A 22,332-nucleotide genomic window follows, 5' to 3' on the forward strand; every position below is an offset into this window, starting at 1 on the left:
TTCCTAATTCCTAATTCCTACTTTCTTCCCGCTCGTGATTGTTATACCTCCTAAATTCTTTCCTCTGCGCTCTCTGCGTCTCTGCGGTTTTTTTTATCGCTAATCTTCTATCTAAAAACTCCTAATATAAAAAATGGATAACATAATAGACTTATACGAACTTTCACCCATGCAGCAGGGAATGCTGTTTCATTCTCTCTACTCCCCCGAATCAGCAATTTACTTTGAACAACGTAGCTGTAAACTAAAAGGTAATCTCAATATTCGGTCCTTCAAAACCGCATGGCAAAAAGTTATAGAACGTCATACAATTTTACGTACAGCTTTTTATTGGGAAGAAGTAGAAAAACCCCTGCAAGTAGTTCATAATCAAGTTGAGTTACCGATGCTTGAAGAACACTGGCAAGGTTTAACAATAAATCAACAAACTGAAAAATTAGAAGAATTTTTACAAGCAGATAGACAGCAAGGATTTGATTTAAATCAACCTCCCTTAATGCGCTGTGCTTTATTACAAATACAAACCGATGAATATTATTTTGTTTGGAGTCATCATCATTTATTAATGGATGGTTGGTGTAACGGAATCTTATTAAAAGAAGTTTTTAGTTTTTATCAAACAGCAATCAGTGGTAAATCGCTATTTTTACCACCTCCACGTCCTTATCGCGATTATATCGAATGGTTACAACAACAAGATATTGCTTTCTCAGAACAATTTTGGCGAGATAAACTCAAAGGTTTTACAGCACCAACTCCGTTAATTAAAGATAGTCCCACCATCATATCTCAACAAGGTATCGTCAGCGAACAACAAATTAAATTACCGATTAAATTAACAACTGAACTTGATAATTTAGCAAAACAACACCGCTTAACTTTAAATACCATTGCTCAAGGAATTTGGGCAATTCTTCTGTGTCGCTACAGTGGGGAAAATGACATCGTATTTGGAGCTACAGTATCCGGTCGTCCGCCGAATTTACCTGGTGTAGAATCAATAGTAGGTTTATTTATCAATACCTTACCTGTACGAGTAAATTTATCTGGTGAGGAAGATTTATTACCTTGGTTGCAGCAATTACAAACCCAGCAAATCGAACAAGAGTCATTATCTTATAGTTCCCTAATTGATATTCAACAGTGGAGTGATGTACCTCCTGGGGTAGGATTATTTGAAAGTTTGGTTATCTTTGAAAACTATCCGGTGTCAATCGATGCTGTTTTACAAAGTTGGAGCAACGATTTACAAATTAGTCAAACTAGAGGTTTTGAACGCACTAATTACCCCCTTTCACTAACAGTAATTCCTGATACAGAACTGTCATTACGGATTAACTATGACAGCAACCGTTTTGAATCAACAACTATTATCCGAATGTTAGGGCATTTGGAAACTTTAGTGCAAGGTATTGTCACAAATCCGCAACAAAAACTTTGCGAACTACCTTTATTAACCGCAACAGAAAAACAGCAATTACTAGTTGAATGGAATGATACTAACTGCGATTATTCAAATCTTTGTATTCATCAATTAATTGCAGCACAAGCAGAAAGCACACCAGATAAAATCGCAGTTGTATTTGAATCGCAACAGCTTACGTATAAAGAATTAAATCAAAAAGCAAATCAACTTGCTCATTATTTAAAATCGGTTGGTGTAGAAGAAGAAACGCGGGTTGGAATTTGTTTAGAACGTTCTGAAAAAATGCTTGTGGGGTTATTAGGTATTCTCAAAGCAGGTGGAACTTATATTCCTTTAGATCCAGCTTTTCCTGAAGAACGTTTGACGTTTATGCTGGAAGATTCGGGGGTGAATTTTTTAGTAACTGATTCAAAAACCTCACCCCTAACCCCTCTCCTTGTCAAGGAGAGGGGGACAATGGTTATTAATGTTGATAGTGACTGGGAATTAATTGCACAACAACCCACTCATAGCCCCTCTTTTAAAAGGGGGTTGGGGGGTTCTGCCTACATTATCTACACTTCAGGTTCTACAGGTAAACCCAAAGGTGTGCAAATTATGCACAAATCCTTGGTTAACTGTCTTGAATCAATGCAGCAGCAGCCCGCTATTGATGTAAATGATACTTTCCTATCAGTAACTACACTATCTTTTGATATTGCTGGATTAGAATTATATTTACCTTTAATTACAGGTGCGCGTTTAATTATTGCTAGTAGAGAAATTGCTACTGATGGAACACTTTTAAAACAAAATTTGGATAATAACCAAGTAACTATAATGCAAGCCACTCCTGCTACTTGGAGATTATTATTATCCGCAGGTTGGAAGGGAAATCAGCAATTAAAAATTCTTTGTGGTGGGGAAGCTTTAGATGTAAATCTTGCAGAAGAATTACTTAAATGTAGCAAAGAAGTCTGGAATTTATATGGTCCCACGGAAGCAACTATTTGGTCATCTGTAGCTGAATGTAGAGACGCGATATATCGCGTCTCTACAAAAACGGTTCCGATTGGTAAACCAATTAATAATACCCAGTTTTACGTTCTTGATGATTGTTTACAACCTGTTCCTATTGGTGTTCCGGGAGAACTATATATTGGTGGTGCGGGATTAGCAAAGGGTTATTTGAATAAGCCAGAATTAACAGCGGAAAGGTTTGTTGATAATCCGTTTTATGAAAAAACCTCACCCCCTTCCCCTCTCCTTACTAAGGAGAGGGGTGTCCGACAGGACGGGGTGAGGTTAACTGATTTAGCTGAAATTCAAAACTCAAGATTATATAAAACGGGTGATAAGGTACGTTATTTATCTGATGGTAATTTAGAATATTTAGGACGAATTGATTATCAAATTAAGCTGCGAGGTTTTCGGATTGAGTTGGGTGAAATTGAAGCGGTTTTGACACAGCATCCATCAGTAAAACAAGCGGTGGTGACGTTATATAAAAATCTTGATGATGAGCGATTAATAGCTTATTTTGTATCATCATCAGAGGTATCGCAAGTTGAATTAAGGCAATTTTTGCAGGATAAACTACCTGCTTACATGGTTCCTTCTAACTACATCATGTTAGAAGAATTTCCGCTCACACCAAATTGTAAAATTGACCGAAAAGCTTTACCATTGCCGGATAAAGAAAGTCAAACATTAACATATACTCCACCACGTACCGTCACTGAGGAAATAGTAGCTGGTATTTGGGCTGAGGTTTTGAATTTACAGCAGATTAGTATTGACGATAATTTCTTTGAATTGGGGGGACATTCTCTGCTTGCAACCCGCGTAATTTCTCAAATTAGACAAGCTTTTACTGTAGAATTACCATTGCGATCGCTCTTTGAAAATCCCACTATTGCCGAGCTTTCGCTTAGTATAGAAACAGCTACTCGACATTCAGTAGCACCACCAATTAAACCCGTCCCTCGTGAAGAAAATTTACCTTTATCCTTTGCTCAACAACGGCTGTGGTTTTTATGTCAATTAGAACCGGATAGTCCTTATTACAATATTCCCGCAGCAGTACGCTTAACTGGTTTTCTTGATATTGACGCTTTACAACAAAGTTTTAATGATATTATACGTCGCCATGAAACTTTACGCACGGCTTTTCTAAGTGTTGACGGAAAACCCACACAGCAAATTCATTCGGTTGATTCGCTACCTTTTTCAATTATTGATTTAAGTAATATCCCTGATTCAAAGCGGGAAACTAAAGTCGAGGAATTATCGCGAATTGAAGCAATGCAACCCTTCAAACTTGATAGTAGTCCTTTGCTGCGAGTGAAATTATTACAGTTAAGCGATAGAGATTATGTAATTTTACTTACTTTCCATCATATTATTGCCGATGGCTGGTCAATTGGGGTTTTGGTGCGAGAATTGGGCATTTTATATCAAGAAAAAACCTCACCCCCGTCCCCTCTCCTTAATAAGGAGAGGGGTGTCCGTCAGGACGGGTTAAAATCCCCTCTCCTTAATAAGGAGAGGGGTGTCCGTCAGGACGGGGTGAGGTTAGAATTACCAATTCAATATGCCGATTTTACTGTTTGGCAAAGAGAATGGTTGCAAGGGGAAGTATTAGAAAATCAACTTAATTACTGGCATCTTCAGTTACAAGATGCGCCAATCTTGTTAGAATTACCTACAGATTATCCACGTCCTGCTGTTAGAAGTTTAAGAGGAGATAGCTACACTTTTAAAATTTCTCCAGAATTAACTGTAGCTCTGAAACGCTTAAGTCAACAGTCAGGTTGTACTTTATTTATGACGCTGTTAGCCGCCTTCCAAACTTTACTTTATCGCTACACAGGTAATGAGGATATAGTTGTTGGAACCAGCATTGCTAATCGGAATTATCCGGAAATTGAAGGGTTAATTGGCTTTTTTGTCAATACTTTAGCATTGCGAACCGATTTATCAGAAAATCCAACTTTTGAGGAATTATTAAATCGGGTGCGAGAAGTTTCGTTAGGTGCTTACGCTCATCAAGATTTACCTTTTGAGCAACTTATAGATAATTTAAAACTCCAACGTTCTTTAAATTATACTCCATTATTTCAAGTGATGTTTGTGCTGCAAAATGCACCAATGGAAGCTTTAGAAATTGAAGGTTTGCATTGGCAACCTCTTGAAAGTAACAGTAGCACCGCAAAATTTGATTTAACTTTGTCAATGCATGAAACCTTAGAAGGTTTGACAGGTGTATTAGAATATAGTTTAGATTTATTTAACTTAAAAACTATTGAGCGAATCGCAGAAAATTATCTAACTTTATTAACAGCAATTATTAATCAACCAGAGCAGCAAATATCTGAGTTACCGATTTTAACTGTATCGGAACAGCAATTATTTATAGAATGGAACCAAACAGCAATAGAATATCCGCGAGATAAGTGCGTACATCAGCTATTTGAAGAACAAGTGGCACAAACACCGAATAACACAGCACTGGTTTGGCAAAATCAAGAATTAAATAAAACATATACATATGATGAATTAAATATCAAAGTTAATCAACTAGCTCACCATCTGATAGGCTTGGGAGTCAAACCGCAAACACCAGTTGGTATTTATTTAGAACGTTCCCCAGAAGCTATTATTGGCATATTAGCAATTCTTAAAGCAGGGGGAATTTATGTTCCTTTAGATCCAGCATATCCCCAAGAGCGATTAAATTTTATGTTAGAAGATGCTGGGGTGAAAGTATTAATTACAAATTCAAAAACCTCACCCCCAACCCCTCTCCTTAGTAAGGAGAGGGGAGATGAAACCTCAGTTCAAACCCCTCTCCTTAACAAGGAGAGGGGTGATGAAGCGCAGCTTTATCGGGGTGAGGTTATTAATCTTGATAACAATTGGGAAATAATTAATCAAAATAGCGCTGAAAATCCCATTGAGTTACTAACACCAGAAAACTTAGCATATATCATGTACACTTCTGGTTCAACCGGGATACCAAAAGGGGTTTGTACGACACATCGAGGAATTGTCCGCTTAGTCAAATCGAGTAATTACGTCAACTTAAGTGCAGAAGAAATTATTTTACAAGCGGCACCAATTTCCTTTGATGCTTCCACATTTGAAATTTGGGGTGCTTTACTCAATGGAGGAAAATTAGTTCTTTTACCAACTCAAAAACTTTCATTAAAAGAGTTAGGAGAAACATTAGAAAAATATCATATTTCAACTCTTTGGTTAACAGCAGGTTTATTTCATCTAATGGTAGACGAACAACCCCAAAGTTTGAAGGGAGTTCGACAATTATTAGCTGGTGGAGATGTCATATCACCAATTCATGCTCAGAAACTACAGCAAATCCATCCAAACTGTCAGTTAATTAACGGTTATGGTCCTACAGAAAGCACAACATTTGCTTGCTGTTATTCTATTCCGAAAAATCACCCAGCAGACAAACCAATACCAATAGGTTATCCCATTTCTAACACCCAAGTTTACATTTTAGATAATTATTTACAACCCGTTCCTATAGGTGTCCCCGGTGAATTATATATTAGTGGTGATGGATTAGCTCGTGGTTATTTGAATCGTGCGGAATTAACAGCAGAAAAATTTATCCCTAATCCGTTTTTTGAAGGAAAAACCTCACCCCCATCCCCTCTCCTTACTAAGGAGAGGGGTGTCCGTAAGGACGGGGTGAGGTTATATAAAACTGGCGATCGCGTTCGTTATCGTGGGGATGGTGCGATTGAATACCTCGGTCGTTTTGATAATCAAGTTAAAATTCGGGGTTTCCGAGTTGAATTAGGAGAAGTTGAAACTGCTTTATCTCAACATCCGCAAGTTCAAGAAGTTGTTGTAATTTTGCAAAATCAAGACAATATTCAAAGGTTAGTTGCTTACGTTGTCTCAACTGAAGAAATTACAAATACTAATTTAAGAAGTTTTTTAAGCGATAAACTCCCAGAATATCTCATTCCCTCCATTTTTATATCTCTCCCAAAATTACCTCTTACAGCTAACGGAAAAGTAAATCGTCGCGCTCTTCCTAACCCAGATATTACTACCTCAGAAAATGAATTTGTAACTCCCACAAACCTTCTGGAAACAACTCTTGCACAAATTTGGAAAGATATCCTACGATTAGAAAAAGTCGGAATTAACGACAACTTCTTTGAATTGGGGGGAGATTCAATTTTAGCAATTCAAATAATTAGTCGCGCTAATCAAGCGGGAATTCAAATTACACCAAAACAGTTATTTCAATATCAAACTATCGCTGAACTAGCAACTATAGCAACTCAAACCCCATCAATTCAAGCCGAACAAGGAATTATTACAGGTTTTGTTCCCCTTACACCGATTCAACATTGGTTCTTTGAACAGCAAAAATCAAATCCTCATCACTTCAATCAAGCTGTTTTACTCAAAGTTAAAACCAAGCTCGATTTAAACTGGTTAGAACAAGCATTGCAAGAATTATTATTACATCATGATGCATTGCGACTCCGATTTAAGCAAACCGAATCTGGTTGGAAACAGTTTCATTTTGAACCTAGTTCAGAAGTTCCTTTTACCTGCTTTGACATTTCTAAACTCACAGAGTTACAGCAACAAAATGCAATTACAAATATCGCCAATCAAATTCAGAAAAGTCTCAATTTGTCAACAGGTTCAGTAATACGAGTTGCATTATTTAACTTAGGTGAAAATCAAGCCAGTCGCTTACTATTTGTAATTCACCATTTAGTAATTGACGGCGTTTCTTGGCGGATATTATTATCAGACTTACAAACCGCATACGAACAACTAAGTCAAGGAAAAGTGATTCAACTCTCATTAAAAACCACTTCATTCAAAGAATGGGCAGAACATTTACAAACATATGCAAACTCATCAGAAATATCTAACTTTTCACCTCATCTTTCTTCTTCAAAATCGGAAGAATTAACAAAAGATTTCCCCAACACAATTGCTAATAGCGAACAAATAGAAATAATCCTTTCCCCAGAACACACCCAAGCATTATTAAAAGAAGTTCCGATAGCATATAACACCCAAATTAACGACATATTACTAACAGCTTTAGTTCAAACATTTGCTCAATTGACAGGTAAATCATCACTTTTAATTGATTTAGAAGGACACGGAAGAACCGAATTATTTGATAACCTTAACCTATCTCGTACAATTGGTTGGTTTACAAATATAGTCCCAGTAAACTTAGATTTAGAAGAATTATCAGATATTAATAATCTAGGTGAAGCAATCAAACACATCAAAGAACAATTAAGAATACCCAATAATGGTATAGATTATTCAGTTTGGCGCTATCTCAAACAAGATAAAATACAAAGTGTTGAATTTCCCTCACCCGAAATTAGCTTTAATTATCTAGGACAATTCGACTCGATATTAACAGCATCAAACGTCTTTGAAATAGCACAAGAATCACCCGGTTTAACCCAAGATATCAACTCAGAAAGACCATATATACTAGAAATTAACGGTTCAATAATTGAAGAACAACTTAAACTTACTTGGACTTATAATCAGCATTTTTATGACAAATCGGTAATAGATAATATAGGCGAAAAATATCTAGAAATACTAATAAAACTAATTGAACATTGTCAGTCTTCCGATGCAGGTGGTTACACACCCTCGGATTTTTTGTTAGCAGAAATTGAGCAAAATCAATTAGATGATATTTTGAATCAAGTTGATTTTAAGTGAATGAAAATCTTAATCAGCATTTGATTTAATACTGTTATATCATATATCAAAAAATTGATAACTATTTGACATAAAATAGCCTAAGTCTTATTTCATAATTATGATTAATGCTGTAGAATTTCTTCATAATGAATGTGTAAACCTGTATCTATGAACAAACAGCACCAGAAAAACGATTCTCAAATAGTTTTCTTTATGCAGGTACTACAGCTTAGTTTGGATAGTGATGCTAATCATGAGATAGTTTATCCGGTACTCCAAGAAAATCTCGACAAAATAGATCAGCGTCTAGTTTCTATACTGCGTAATATGGCAGAACATAATCAGCTAAATGCTGAGGCTGCTTATGGAATTAGTGGTTTTAGTAGCTTAATTCAAATGTTTCCGCTTGGTAATAAAGCTAATAATATTGAAATTGCCATTGCTGGCTATGAAGTAGCATCTAGAGTCTACGCTGAAGAAAATTATATGGATGCCTGGGGTGCGGTGCAGTATAGATTGGCAGATGCTTATTTTGAAAGGATTAAAGGACAAAAAGTAGAAAATTTAGAAAAGGCACTTGACATTTGTTTGAACAGTTTAAAATACAATTATCGTGAAATATCACCCGAATTATGGGCATATATAAAGCTATCTTTAGGTAAAATTTATATTTACCGTATTGAAGGGGATAAAGGAGAAAATTTAGAAAATGCAATAAATACCTTAAATCAAGCATTAGAAGTTGTGAGCTATAATATCGAGCCTCATAGCTGGGCGAGCATACAAAATGGTTTGGGAACTGCTTATTTAGACCGCATCAAAGGTAATCATTCAGATAATGTAGAATTTGCTGTAAAAGCATACCAGCAAGCGCTAAAAGTCAGAACTTATGATTTAGAACCCTATGGTTGGGCACAAATACAAAATAATTTAGGACAAGCTTACTTAGCCCGCATTCAGGGTAATAGAGAAGAAAACATAGAGTTAGCAATCGCAGCATATAAAAACGCGCTGGAAGTATTTACCATTGAAACAGATCCCCAAACTTGGGCAATGGTAAAAAATAACCTAGCAAATGCTTATTCTCGTCGTATCAAAGGAGGTGCAGCAGAAAATCTAGAATTAGCAATAGAGATTTATGAGGATGCTGCCCTTCAGGTGTACACCCGCGATGCATTTCCACTTGCTTGGGCAAAACTAAAAACTGATTTAGCTCGTACTTATAAAACACGAATTATTGGAAACCCAGCACAAAATCAGGAAAAATCAATTGCTGCCTGCGAAGAGGCTTTAGAAATTAGAAACCGCAAAGCAGATGCATATACTTGGGCTGAAACCCTATATACCTTAGCAGAAACTTATATTGCTCGTATTAATGGAAGTAGAGCAGAAAACATTGACAAAGCAATTTTTAACTATCATCAGGCTTTACAAATTTATACATTAGAAAACGATGCCAGAACTTGGGCAACAATTCAAAATGAATTAGCAAATGCTTATCGTTTACGCATATTAGGTGAACGAGCAGAAAATTTAGAGCAATCATTAATTGCCTGCCAACAAGCACTACAAGTAAGGATTCGTGAGGTAAATCCTCAAACATGGGCAGCCAGTCAACGTTACTTAGCACTTGCCTACCTGTATCGTGTTCGAGGGAATCGAGAAGAAAACTTAGAATTAGCTATTTCCGCCTGTGAAGAAGCATTAAAAATTTATGCCTGCAATACATTCCCAACTGAGTGGGCAGATGTTCAAAATGACTTGGGAGTAATCTACGAGAAGCGTATTCGGGGAGATAGAGCAGAAAACTTGGAGTTTGCAATTCAAATTTACAAACAAGTTCTGCAAGAAGTATACACCCGTGAAGATTTTCCTCGTGGTTGGGCAGGAACATTAAGCAATTTAGCGCTTGCATACACTCTACGTATTCAAGGAAATAAAGCAGATAATCTGGAAAAGGGAATTGATGCTTATCACCAAGTCTTACAAATATTTACCCGCGAAGAACTTCCTCAAGATTGGGCAACTACTCAACATAATCTTGCATTAGCTTATTATGAAAGAATTAAAGGTAAACGCTTAGACAATTTAAATAAATCTATAACTGCGTGTTATAATGCCTTAGAAATATATGATAGTGATGCTTTTATCCAAGAAAGGGCAACTATGCATTTTTATTTAGGTAATGCCTATTTAGATGCAAATAATTTTTCCACAGCCTACCATGCGTTTAATAAAGCGATTGAAAGCGTTGATTATCTTCGTGAAGAGGTACATTCTGGAGAGGAGATAAAACAAAAAATTGCTGAAAGATGGTATCAGCTTTATCAAAGGATGCTAGAAGCTTGTTTAGAACTTGGCAAAATTAAAGAAGCTCTTGAATATGCCGAACGCAGTAAAACCCGTAACTTAGTAGAGCTGATTCTAAATCGCGATCGCAAAACCATTTTTTCTTCAAAAGTTGTGATTCAGTTAGAAAAACTTCGAGACGAAATAAATATTAGTCAATATAAACTCCAAAATGCTAAAGCCGAAAACCCAATAGCTTTAGTGCAGCACCTCCAGCAGTTGCGAAAACAACGCAAAGAATTACAAGACAAATACCTACCTATTGGTTCTAGCTTCAATTTTAACCAATTTCAAACTACTTTAGATGAAAAGACTGCTGTTATCGAGTGGTACATTACTGGTAATAATTTAGAAACATTTATTATCACTCGTAGCAATCTACAACGGTTGAACACATCTAAAACAAGCAATAACTTGGATGCATTAGGTAATTGGAATAATGAGTATCTAAATGCGTATTATAATCAAAAATTCGAGTGGAAAAATAATCTAGACTCTCGCCTCACTTATCTTGCAGAAATTTTACAACTAGAAGAACTCCTCAAATTAATCCCAAAAACTTGCACCTGTCTTATCCTCATTCCTCATCGCTATTTACATCTATTCCCTCTCCATGCACTTCCATTAATTAACGGTGAATTATTTTCTGAAAAATTCCCTGACGGTGTAAGTTATGCCCCCAGTTGTCAACTTTTACAACAAGTACAGCAACGAAAACGTGCTGATTTTCAGAACCTATTTGCCATTCAAAATCCCACTGAAGATTTAAACTATACCAATTTGGAAGTAGAAGTTATTCAAAGCTACTTTAATACTGCTAATGTCTTGAAAAAATCAGCAGCTACAGTGACTGCGGTTAACAATTCTGACTTAAATACCTACCACTGCGTTCACTTTAGCTGTCATGGCTATTTTAATTTACTAAATCCCGCTAAATCAGCGCTCATTTTGGCAAACGCATCTATCGCAGACACATCTAGACAAAGCGACTCCGAACGTTACTTGAAATTACGAGCAGGGGAAGCTCACGATTTAGAAAAATGCCTTACCCTAGATAAAATTTTCAGTCTAAAACTAGAAATATGTCGCCTTGTTACTCTTTCTGCTTGCGAAACTGGATTAATTGATTTCAATAACACCAGCGACGAATATATTGGTTTACCCAGTGGCTTTCTATTAGCAGGTAGCCCTAGCGTTGTCAGTTCTTTGTGGAAAGTAGATGACCTTTCTACAAGCTTTTTGATGATTAAGTTCTATGAAAATTTAACAAAGCTCAATAAGTTAAAAGCGGGAAGTATTGCTTTAGCTCTTAATCAAGCGCAGAAATGGTTACGAAATCTAGATATAGAAGAATTAGATAAGTTTTTAGAGCAATATAAAGCTCAAATAGAACAAACCCTTGCCCAACTAAGGGTAGGACAACGCTTGAGATTTCAGGAATCTTTGAAACTAATTAAGCAACGTCAACCCCTACCTTGTGCAAATCCCTATTACTGGGCTGGGTTTATCGCTTCTGGATTTTAAATACCAGATTTAGGTACTTTACAAAATTTCTTAGCACCTAGCTTAAACACTAATACACTCAATGCGGTTGCCGTACCAATAGGAATACCAGCGCTCATCGTTAATGGTTCCACAATTGGAGCAATTAAGCCAGATTCTAAAGCGTCTCTAACATCCTCTTGACAGATAAATTGGCGGCATTTTTCCAGCCAATCATTTAAACTTCTGTCAGTTTCTTGTGCAGTTTCCCGCATGAATACAAGTGATACGGCATCTTCTACATAACCTTCACATTCCTCTATCACATCTAAAGCTGTCAAAGCTTCCGGATTATTCGCCAACTGGCTGCGAAATTTAACAATTTCCATTGGTGTAACTGTAATCATCTAAAAATTTTAAGAATAAATATACAAATCCTTCAATAATACATTTACAAATTAATCTCTTACGAAAAAATATTAATTTAAAAACTATCCCTTGCTTATTAAGAAAAATTCTTGTATAAGTACTGTACGTATATTAATAAAAACGCCGTAAATTTAGTCTCTTTTCATAGATTCCGTTCTAGAAATTGATTTTTAGCAGACTTAATCCCCAAGAGGTAATCGAGTCACATAACATAACCTATGAATAACCACCGTCAGCTATGGGAAAATTTCTGGAGGGTGAGTAAACCTTACTGGTTTTCTCAAGAAAAACCAGGTGCGATCGCTTTATTATCACTTCTAATATTTCTGTCAATGAGCAGTAGTAGTTTTTTAGTAGTAGAAACCGTACAGCGATCGGAATTACTTTCATCTTTAGCAGCTAAAGATACCGAGCGATTTTTGAGAACATTAATTATATTATTAGGAATTATTCTTGTAACTATTCCATTAATTTCTTGGAAAACTTACATTCAAGGTAAACTAACTCTACATTGGCGTAGGTGGTTAACTGATAGTTTTTTACATTGCTATTTTGATAATCTTAATTTTTATCGTCTTAATTTTTCTCAAGATTTAGACAATCCAGACCAACGTATTGCAGAAGATATTAATAACTTTACCCAACAATCATTATATCTATTAACTGTTTTATCTGATTCAATTTTACAGTTAATTTTGTTTAGTGCTGTGTTATGGACAACTTCCCCAATTTTAATGTTTGTTTTAATATTCTATGCTGTGGGAGGAACACTTGTTACAACTTTAGTTTTTGGACGTAAATTAGTCGCTATCAACTTTAAACAACTTAAACGAGAAGCTGATTTTCGTTTTGGTTTAATTCGGGTACGAGATAATGCTGAATCAATTGCTTTTTATCGCGGACAAAATCAAGAATTTAGTCGAGTGAAACAGCGCTTTGCTGATGCATTCAAAAATTTTAATAATTTAATTCGTTGGCAATTTGGCTTAACTATATTTCAAAATGGCTATCAATATATTAACTTTGTCTTACCTTTTATTATTCTCGCACCGCGAATTTTTACAGGAGATTTAGAGATTGGAGCAGTAACGCGATCGCAAGCAGCTTTTGAGAGGATTGGTTTTGCTCTAGGCTTGATTATAAATCAGTTTGAGAAGTTGAGCGCTTTGAGTGCAGGGGTTAATCGCTTGTCAGTTCTATCTGAGTTTGCACAAAGCAATAAATCTTTACCGGAGTCAGTAAATACTAATATTATCATTAAAGAAAGTTCTCATTTAGAAATCAATCATCTTACCGTTCAAATTCCTGAAACTAATAAAACTGTAGTAAAAGATTTATCAGTTAGTGTCAAAAAAGGTGAATCTTTATTAATTAGGGGTGATAGTGGGGTTGGTAAAAGTTCATTACTGCGTACCATCGCAGGATTATGGAATTTTGGTAGTGGAAATATTCATAGACCAAAGCTAGAAAATATATTATTTTTACCACAAAAACCTTACATGATTTTAGGTTCTCTACGCCAGCAACTTTTATATCCTTATTTACATAAACAAATTAGCGAACCAGAACTAATCGAAATTTTAAAACTAGTTAATTTATCAAAAATAGCAATGAAATATCAAGATTTAGATACTATTGAAGATTGGTCGCAATTACTTTCTATTGGAGAACAACAACGTTTAGCTTTTGCTCGTTTGCTACTGACAAAACCCAATTATGCAATCTTAGATGAAGCCACAAGCGCATTAGATGAAACAAACGAAGAGCATCTTTATCAACAACTGCAAAAAACAGGAATCGCCTATATTAGCGTCGGTCATAATCCTCAATTATTAAAATATCATCAACAAGTACTAGAAATAAAAAATCAGCAAAACTGGAGTTTATATCCATCTAAGAATAATGATTATTAAATGGCTTGAAGAACAAAGAATAGAAAATAGGAATGAAAAATCTTTATATATCTCTCTTAAATTCTTTCCTCTGCGCCCTCAGTGCCTCTGCGGTTTTTTTTCTTAATAATCTTACTCATGAACAATAAATTCGACATTAAACTCCTACAGCAATTTTGGAAAGTTGCAAAACCTTACTGGCTCTCTTCCGAAAAATGGGGAGCAATAACCCTTCTAATCTTATTAATCATCCTATCAATAATTAGCACGGCATTACTATTAATAGTTAGTATTTTCTTAGGAGAAGTAACCACATCCTTAGCACAGCAGAACCAAGAAGTTTTTATCCAATCCGTATCAATTTTTATTGGGATAATAGTAATCGGCGTACTTTTACTATCTTTAAAAAGCTACATTCAAGCTAAACTTTCTCTTTACTGGCGACGCTGGTTAACCTATCACTTTCTCAATAAATATTTTGACCGTCAAACATTTTATCGCTTTAGTTTCAATCCCGAAATAGACAATCCCGACCAACGTATAGCTGAAGATATTAAAACTTTTACCCTCCAAGCAGTCAACTTTTTAATTATTCTCCTTGATTCAGTATTACAACTAATTGGTTTTGTCGGAATTTTATGGGTAACATCAATACCATTAACGCTATTTTTAGTTGGCTATGCTGTTTTTGGAACGGTAATTACAACTATTTTATTTGGTCGAATTTTGATTCAAATTAATTACGAGCAACTTAAATACCAAGCAGATTTTCGCTATAGTCTAACTCGCGTTCGGGAAAATGCAGAAGCTATTGCTTTCTATCAAGGAGAAAATTCCGAATCGAATCAAATACAGTCGGGTTTTGGGTTAGTTTTAACAAACTTTAATCGGTTAGTTAATTGGCAACTCAGGCTTAATTTTTTTCAAAATAGCTATCAATATATTACCTTTCTTTTACCAGCGGTTATTCTTGCTCCTCGTATTCTATCTGGAGAGTTAGAAGTAGGAGCATTTGCTAAAGCTGGTGCAGCTTTTAGAAGTATTTTGCTGGCTTTAACTTTAATTGTGACGCAGTTTGAAGAATTAAGTAACTTCGCAGCAGGAATTAACCGCTTAGAAAGCTATGCAAAATTTACATATACCGCACATAAAATTCCTCCAGAAGCATCAATTATTGATTATAGAGAAGATAACTTTTTATCTACACGTAATTTAACTTTATATACTCCAGACTATAAAACCACTTTAGTAAAAGATTTATCTCTCACCGTTAACAGGGGTGAATCATTATTAATTGTTGGTGCTAGCGGTGTAGGAAAAAGTTCTTTGCTGCGTGCTATGGCTGGTTTGTGGTATTCAGGAGATGGTTCTATTATCCTTCCTCCTCAAGAAACAATACTGTTTTTACCCCAACGTCCCTACTTAATTTTAGGTTCTCTACGCGAACAACTTTTATATCCTCAGCAACAAGAAGTTACCGACGAACAACTATTACAGATGCTAGAAAAAGTTAACTTACCTTTAATTGGTAATAAAATAAGTAGCTTGGATACAACAGTAGAATTTAATAAAATACTTTCAATGGGAGAACAACAACGTCTTGCTTTTGCTCGTTTGCTGCTTGCTCAACCACAATATGCTGTTTTAGATGAAGCTACTAGTTCCCTAGATATCAAAAATGAAAAATTACTTTACGCGCAATTACAGCAGAGCGATATTACTTATATCAGCGTTGGTCATCGTTCTACATTAGTAGACTATCATGATTGTGTTTTACGAATTAATAATGACCGCAGTTATCGTTTAATCTCAAAAAAGGAATATGGTGATTATTCATAATTTTAGTCTTTTGAGAATAATCGCAGGCAGAGCCTCCAAACACTAGTTCCCAGGAACCGATACTAGGAATCAGAAAAGCCTGGAAGAATATAGAGCCGAACGGCTCTTGTTGAGTTCGGGGTGCATTCCGATCAGTTTAATAATACTTCTTTAGATTTCACTACCCTTTTTTTACACTGAACGATTAAAATAACTAGGATAAAATATCTATTGATACTTCACTGCATAAAAGATATATTGAAAATATATTGCAATAAGGCTTAAAAAAAATTAATCAGAGATTATTTTTTCTTTGTTTTGAATTTACTCTCTCTTTAGATTATCAATAAATAGGTTTTAAATAGCTCTAAAAATGGATTGTGGTAATTGTAGAGATAGAACTAAGGAGTAGAGTATGAGCATATCGCAAATTTGTATCGACCAGCACGAAAAAGAATTAAAAACACTCAAAAAAGTTCTGATATACTATTTTGCGGTTTCCATTTTAGTTCATATAGCAGGTATTATTGCTCTACCCTATTTTTTCAAAGCAAACAACATTTTAAAAGCAGATGAACCTATCGAAATTCTTATTGTTGATCAACCAGAAGAAAAAATACTACCGACACCAGAACCGTCAATAAAACCAGAAGAAATTCCTCTTTTGGAGCAATCGGAACCAATTAATAGAGTTCCTGTTGAAAATACCGAAACCACGTTAATACAACCAACTATAGAGTCTCCTGTTATTGAACCAAAAACACCGACTATAGAACCAGTGACTAAACCCAACATCGAGCCTTCTAAAGCAGAAATCCCTAAAGAAGTTCCTAGCCAAAATAGAGAAGAGACAGCAACGGAAAAACCAGAAAATTTAACTCAGAAAGAAACTATTGCAGATAGTAGAACTGATTCTTCACCTGTAATATCTGGAGAATCTCCTTCAGAATTAAATTCTGATTCTAATGAGATTCCTCCTAATAATGAAGTTGCAAGTTCTAATGACAACACAAAAGAAAATTCTACTGTAGAAAAACCTTTTGATGAAGCTTCTGGAATTAGTGGTGAGGGTTCCGGAGTTATTGTAGATAACCCTAAGACTAATGGTAGTGATGTTAACAATAATCAACCTAAAGGTTCTACTGATACTCCAAATTCTGCTTCTAATCCTCCAAGAAAACCCATTGTAGAAAAACCCACATCACCACCAGGGAAACCTACACCTAAACCAACTAAAGGTGGTGGGGGTAAATGTATTACTAACTGCGGTTTATCTAATGCCAATTCATACATTAAAAGAAACTTTGACGGTAAAGAACGTACTGTTAGAATTACTGTTACTTTTAATGAAAAAGGTACAGTAACTAATGTACAAATAAGTCCGTCAACTGGTAATGCGAGTTATGATGGGGCCATACGTAGAGATGCAAATAAATTACGTTTTTCTCCTACTTCTGATGGAAAACCTGGAAGTTATTCAATCAACTTAAATATTGTTCAAGACGGTTCTGAAAAAGCTCGTGAAGCTAAAGAACGTAAACGTGAACAACAACGTCGTCGAGAAGCTGAAGAAAAAATACGGCGTGAAGAAGAAGCTAAAGAACAAAAGCAGAATCCACAAAGCCAACCTCAACCAACTCGTAAACCTGAACCTAAACCTGAACCTAAACCTGAACCTAAACCCGAACCCGAACCTGAACCTAAACCCGAACCTAAACCTGAACCTAAACCTGAACCTAAACCTGAACCTAAACCTGAACCTAAACCTGAACCTAAACCTGAACCTAAACCTGAACCCGAACCTCAACCTGAATCTAACTGATATTATGTTTTAAAAGTAAAATTATATACTTTGCATGGTGACTGAAAGTCGCGGCTATACAAGCCAAACCCGCGCAGGAGCGTTGTAAATTGCTTAGTAAACGCAGGTGGACAATGAATGCGGCCTGTAGTAGCGGTTTTAACCATTGGAGACTTTTATCCTCTGAGTACCACAACATACAGATAACATGAGTTTTAAATACAGTTCCTGGCTTGAGGTCATAGAAAGGAAATTCTGGTTCGGTGCAGCCTAAACAAGGTACTCCAGCGCGGGTTTTTGATGAGACGCGATTCCACAAGATGCGATTGCAGGAAGAATGAGTCATGGGTCCGCGACACCCAATATCATAGAACAAGCATCCTTTACGCTGACCAAATTCTGTGGTGGATGCTTTGTAAGCAAAATGGATATTTCTTGTACAACCTGTCTGTGTAAATGTGTTGAAAAAAGTTTGCGGACGATGCAAGTCATCAAGGACAATATCACCGATTCTACCAGTGGCGATCGCCACTAAAATTTGAGTTATCCAATCTGGGTGGGCGGGGCAACCGGGAATATTGATTACGGGTAAACCAGATTTTGCTCGGAAGTCTTTACCTAAAAATCCACCTTCTTGTCGTCTGAGAAATTGTAATCCTGTCGAATCGCTGGGATTGGGTGCCATGGCGGGAATTCCTCCCCAACAAGCGCAGTCTCCCACAGCTACCACGAAATTAGCAACGTGAGCCAAATCGCTCAACCAATCTTTCATCGGACGCTCTGCAAAACGATTCCATTCTCCGGTTCCGTTGGGAGCTTGAATTACAGTACCTTCAAAAACTAGGATGTCGAGGGGTTTTTTACCTAAAAGACATTCCCACAGCATTGTCTGTAAGTCTATGCCCAATTCTAATCCTAAACTAGGATGCCAGAGGATATTAACACCAAAGTCAGTAACTAAATCAACCGCTGTTGGTTCTTCGGCGTTTAGAAATGACATGGTGTTACCACTACAAGCACCACCTTGTAACCATAATAAGTTAGCCATTTATCGATTATCAATCAAGTAATTAGCAATTAACACTAAGAATTTAACTTTTGACATTTTACCTATTCTCTCCCTTTTCTTAATATCAATCAGTTGTGAATTTAGTTGTTCGCTGTTTACATAAGTTTTTATATTCTATTGTTAATAAATGTGATTCTAGTTTTTGATAAAACAGCTATTCACAATACAGTAAAAATAAAATAAACAGTAAAAAATATACAAGTATTTTGATAAATATTGGAAAAGTTATTTATGAAAAAGTTTAAAATGATTGTTGTTGGCATTACTTGCTTATATTATATAATATGATAAATACAGTCATATAAATTTGAACAAATTTTGCATAAATTTAACTGCAATAGACAACAACCTTAGAAGTAATAAGTTGAGTACAAAGGTTTGTCCAGCGTCAGAGTTTATAGATACTTATACTTAAAAAGTATGAGTCTTGATTACACAGGATGCTAAATTTTGCACAAAAATCGCTGAAAAAGTTGCTAGATAAATATTTTTAATCTTGTAAACTTCATTATTAACTAATGCTGTCCTTTTTGATCTACTGTCTCTTTAACGACTATTTAATTAGTATACCAAGTGCGGAACAAGCAAAATTATTGGAGCAAAAGGTTAAACGATGTCGAAAATAAGTATCTCTCAGAGTCTCTTTCAGGATATAGATGGCAATGAAAAATAGCATCACAGATTCTGGTGTGAAAGCAGCGATAAAAGCAATTGCTGATACGAATGCTACAGTACAAGAAAAAATAGAGATGCTAATTGAGGTAGCACAAGGTTTTGTCAGAAAGCCTAAAACTGCTGAAGATTTGTACAATGCACTTCATCTGTATGACAAAGCACAAGAATTATGCGATGAGGATTTTCCTCTGTATAAAGCTCGTGCTAAAGTTGGTAAAGGTGCAGCGTTGCAGGCTATTCCGGAAGAAAATGTAGAATTGCTTGTGAGCGCAAAAACTGCATATGAACAAGCCTTACCGATACTCAAAGAATTAGCCTCACCAGAAGAGACAGCAGAAGCAAAGATGAATTTAGGCTTGGTGTTACAATCATTAGGGTCATTTAATATGGCACGGATGACAGATAGCATTCAAGTTTATCAAGAAGCTCTACAGGTTTTTGACTGGGATAAGCACCCCCAGGAATATGCAATATTACATAACAATATTGCGATCGCGTATCTATCAATGTCTGGGGGTTCCCAAAAACAATACTTATTTGAAGGCTTAGCGGTACAGTCATTTGAAGTAGCCTTGAAGCGAATTAATCTGATTGAGCATCCGAGGGAATATGCAATGTTGCAAAATAACTTAGGTAACGCACTGCAATATTTACCTTCTTCTCATCCCTTCGAGAACAATTCACGGGCTGTAATAGCTTATGACGAAGCATTAAAAGTGAGGAATCCGAAAAATACACCAATCGAATACGCTAACACTATTGCTAACAAAGCCAACGCTTTAATTAATTTACCAGATAAACTGCATCAGCCGGAAGCTGGTAATCAGCAAAATCTTTTAAAAGCGCATGATTACTATCAACAAGCTTTCAAAATATTTACTCAGTACGGACAAATTGAACAAGCAAAAGCTGTATCTCAAGTATTAGAAGAATTGGGGATTGAAAAATGACAGATATTTTAACGAATTACGACTTGAGCGGAATGGTAACGAGTTTAATGGCTGGGGACTTAAATTTGCTGACAGGTTTTATATGGTTTATTGTCGCAACAATTGTATCAATGATTGGTGGTGCGATTGGGGGAATGCTTTTAGCAGGGGAAGAATTAGGATATAACTTTGCGGCTATTTTAGGTGGATTATTTGGTCCTGCTGGTGTTATTCCCGGTGCAATTTTAGGATTAATAGTATTAAATTTATTGAGTAATTATTAGGAGAGATTATGTTAGAGATAGGTTGGTTTTCCGCAAAATTATTCTTTAAAGGAAAGCTGATAAGAGACAATATGTATTATGTGAAACAAACTTCAATTGGCATTAGTATAACTTTCTTACTCTTATTTCTACTTGCACAAACAACAATGCCTTTTTGGGTACCAGTTGTCATATCTAGTTTTATTGGAGGTATATTTATGCCGTTTTTACTCAAGGATTTGAAAATGAAATGAAGGTAAGTTGATAGTTGATAGTTGACAGTTGATAGTTGAAAAATTCGCTATTCAATCAATGTTAAAAATATTTACAAAATATGCAGAAATCATTTTAGGAAAAGCTCTAAAACCAGGTGAATTAGCTGTACCTCTGGCACCAAGTAAAATCGAAATGTTTGGTCCTCGTAGTGCTTGTTTAATATCAGAAACTGGTCCTTTATGGGTATCGGATACAGGACATCATCGATTATTAGGATGGCGAAATTTACCAACTACAGATAGTCAACCTGCTGACTGGGTAATTGGACAACCAAACTTTAATTTTGAAGGACAAAATGCGAAAGGTAAACCAGGAAATAACACGTTAAATGTTCCTACAGGAATTTGTAATTGTGGACAAGGATTAGCTGTTGCTGATGCTTGGAATCATCGTGTTTTAATTTGGAAAAATTTACCAGAAGATAGTAATGTGCCAGCGGATTTAGTATTAGGACAAGCTGATTTTAATCACAATCAACCCAATCGGGGAAATTCGACTGCTGCGGCAAATACTTTAAACTGGTGTTATGGAGTTTTCTATCATCAAGGAAAGCTATTTGTTGCTGATACAGGAAATCGTCGTTTATTGATTTGGAATCAGTTACCTGAAGAAAATGGACAACCTGCGGATGTTGTTTTAGGACAACCAGATATGCAATCTCGCGATGAAAATGGTGGTGGTAGCCCGACAGCTTCTACTATGCGTTGGTGTCACGATATTACTGTTTGGGATAATAATTTAGTTGTCACCGATGCAGGTAATAATCGTGTGATGATTTGGCAAGGAATTCCTATAGAAAATAATGCTCCTTGTGAAATAGTTCTGGGGCAAAAAAGTTTTAATTTAGTAGAAATGAATCAAGGAGTTTATTTTCCTAAAGCTAATAGTTTAAGTATGCCTTATGGGGTGGCTGCTACTCAAGATTGGTTATTAGTTACCGATACAGCTAATTCTCGATTATTAGCATGGAAAAAACCGCAATCAATTTTATCGCTACAAGGTATTAATGCTGCAAGGGTAATAGGACAAAATGATTTTCAAAGTAAAGGAGAAAATCGCGATTATGGTTTACCAACTCGTAATAGTTTAAATTGGTCTTATGGCATTAATGTACATGGGAATACAGCAGTTATCGCTGATTCTGGAAATAATAGAGTTTTGTTATGGAAACTTAATTTGTAATCAAGGGAATAGGGAGTAGGGGGG

10 protein-coding genes are annotated in these 22,332 nt (G+C 35.8%); 8 read left to right on the forward strand and 2 right to left on the reverse strand.

All coding sequences use genetic code 11. The features are described 5' to 3' along the window. Nucleotides 1–133: 133 nt before the first annotated feature. Together IQ247_RS20330 and IQ247_RS20335 are read left to right on the forward strand one after the other, a co-directional pair. The gene (locus IQ247_RS20330) at nucleotides 134–8,161 is read left to right on the forward strand and encodes a non-ribosomal peptide synthetase (protein ID WP_193922931.1); all 8,028 of its coding nucleotides are present in this window, start codon (nucleotides 134–136) and stop codon (nucleotides 8,159–8,161) included. Between the two features lie 150 nt (nucleotides 8,162–8,311). Next, the gene (locus IQ247_RS20335) at nucleotides 8,312–12,016 is read left to right on the forward strand and encodes a CHAT domain-containing protein (RefSeq protein ID WP_193922932.1); all 3,705 of its coding nucleotides are present in this window, start codon (nucleotides 8,312–8,314) and stop codon (nucleotides 12,014–12,016) included. Here the strand turns inward: IQ247_RS20335 and IQ247_RS20340 are convergent. Further along, the gene (locus IQ247_RS20340) at nucleotides 12,013–12,363 is read right to left on the reverse strand and encodes a hypothetical protein (protein WP_228059902.1); all 351 of its coding nucleotides are present in this window, start codon (nucleotides 12,361–12,363) and stop codon (nucleotides 12,013–12,015) included. The genes IQ247_RS20335 and IQ247_RS20340 overlap by 4 nt on opposite strands. A gap of 258 nt (nucleotides 12,364–12,621) precedes the next feature. On the opposite strand from IQ247_RS20340, the gene IQ247_RS20345 reads away from it, so the two are divergent. The 3 genes from IQ247_RS20345 (at nucleotide 12,622) to IQ247_RS20355 (ending at nucleotide 17,935) form a co-directional block, all read left to right on the forward strand. Beyond that, a complete protein-coding gene (locus IQ247_RS20345; protein WP_193922934.1) occupies nucleotides 12,622–14,316 on the forward strand; it encodes an ABC transporter ATP-binding protein/permease in 1,695 nt (564 codons plus the stop codon). Nucleotides 14,317–14,433: 117 nt separating this feature from the next. Then, a complete protein-coding gene (locus tag IQ247_RS20350; protein WP_193922935.1) occupies nucleotides 14,434–16,134 on the forward strand; it encodes an ABC transporter ATP-binding protein/permease in 1,701 nt (566 codons plus the stop codon). Between the two features lie 394 nt (nucleotides 16,135–16,528). Then, complete coding sequence (locus tag IQ247_RS20355) at nucleotides 16,529–17,935, forward strand: energy transducer TonB (RefSeq protein ID WP_193922936.1); 1,407 nt, start codon at nucleotides 16,529–16,531, stop codon at nucleotides 17,933–17,935. On the opposite strand, the gene IQ247_RS20360 is transcribed toward IQ247_RS20355, so the two are convergent. Next, complete coding sequence (locus tag IQ247_RS20360) at nucleotides 17,928–18,962, reverse strand: NADH-quinone oxidoreductase subunit B family protein (protein ID WP_228059903.1); 1,035 nt, start codon at nucleotides 18,960–18,962, stop codon at nucleotides 17,928–17,930. The genes IQ247_RS20355 and IQ247_RS20360 overlap by 8 nt on opposite strands. Nucleotides 18,963–19,645: 683 nt before the next feature. Between IQ247_RS20360 and IQ247_RS20365 the strand changes: the two genes are divergently transcribed. The 3 genes from IQ247_RS20365 to IQ247_RS20375 all read left to right on the forward strand — a co-directional run bounded on the left by IQ247_RS20365 (nucleotide 19,646) and on the right by IQ247_RS20375 (nucleotide 22,308). After that, a complete protein-coding gene (locus IQ247_RS20365; protein WP_193922937.1) occupies nucleotides 19,646–20,608 on the forward strand; it encodes a hypothetical protein in 963 nt (320 codons plus the stop codon). Beyond that, nucleotides 20,605–20,871, forward strand: a complete 267-nt coding sequence (locus IQ247_RS20370; protein WP_193922938.1) for an asr0689 family protein — start codon at nucleotides 20,605–20,607, stop codon at nucleotides 20,869–20,871. The genes IQ247_RS20365 and IQ247_RS20370 overlap by 4 nt, the downstream gene beginning before the upstream one ends. Nucleotides 20,872–21,162: 291 nt before the next feature. Further along, a complete protein-coding gene (locus tag IQ247_RS20375) occupies nucleotides 21,163–22,308 on the forward strand; it encodes an NHL repeat-containing protein (RefSeq protein ID WP_193922939.1) in 1,146 nt (381 codons plus the stop codon). Nucleotides 22,309–22,332: the final 24 nt, after the last annotated feature.

The organism is Plectonema cf. radiosum LEGE 06105, assembly GCF_015207665.1.
GTDB lineage: Bacteria > Cyanobacteriota > Cyanobacteriia > Cyanobacteriales > Nostocaceae > Rivularia > Rivularia radiosa_A.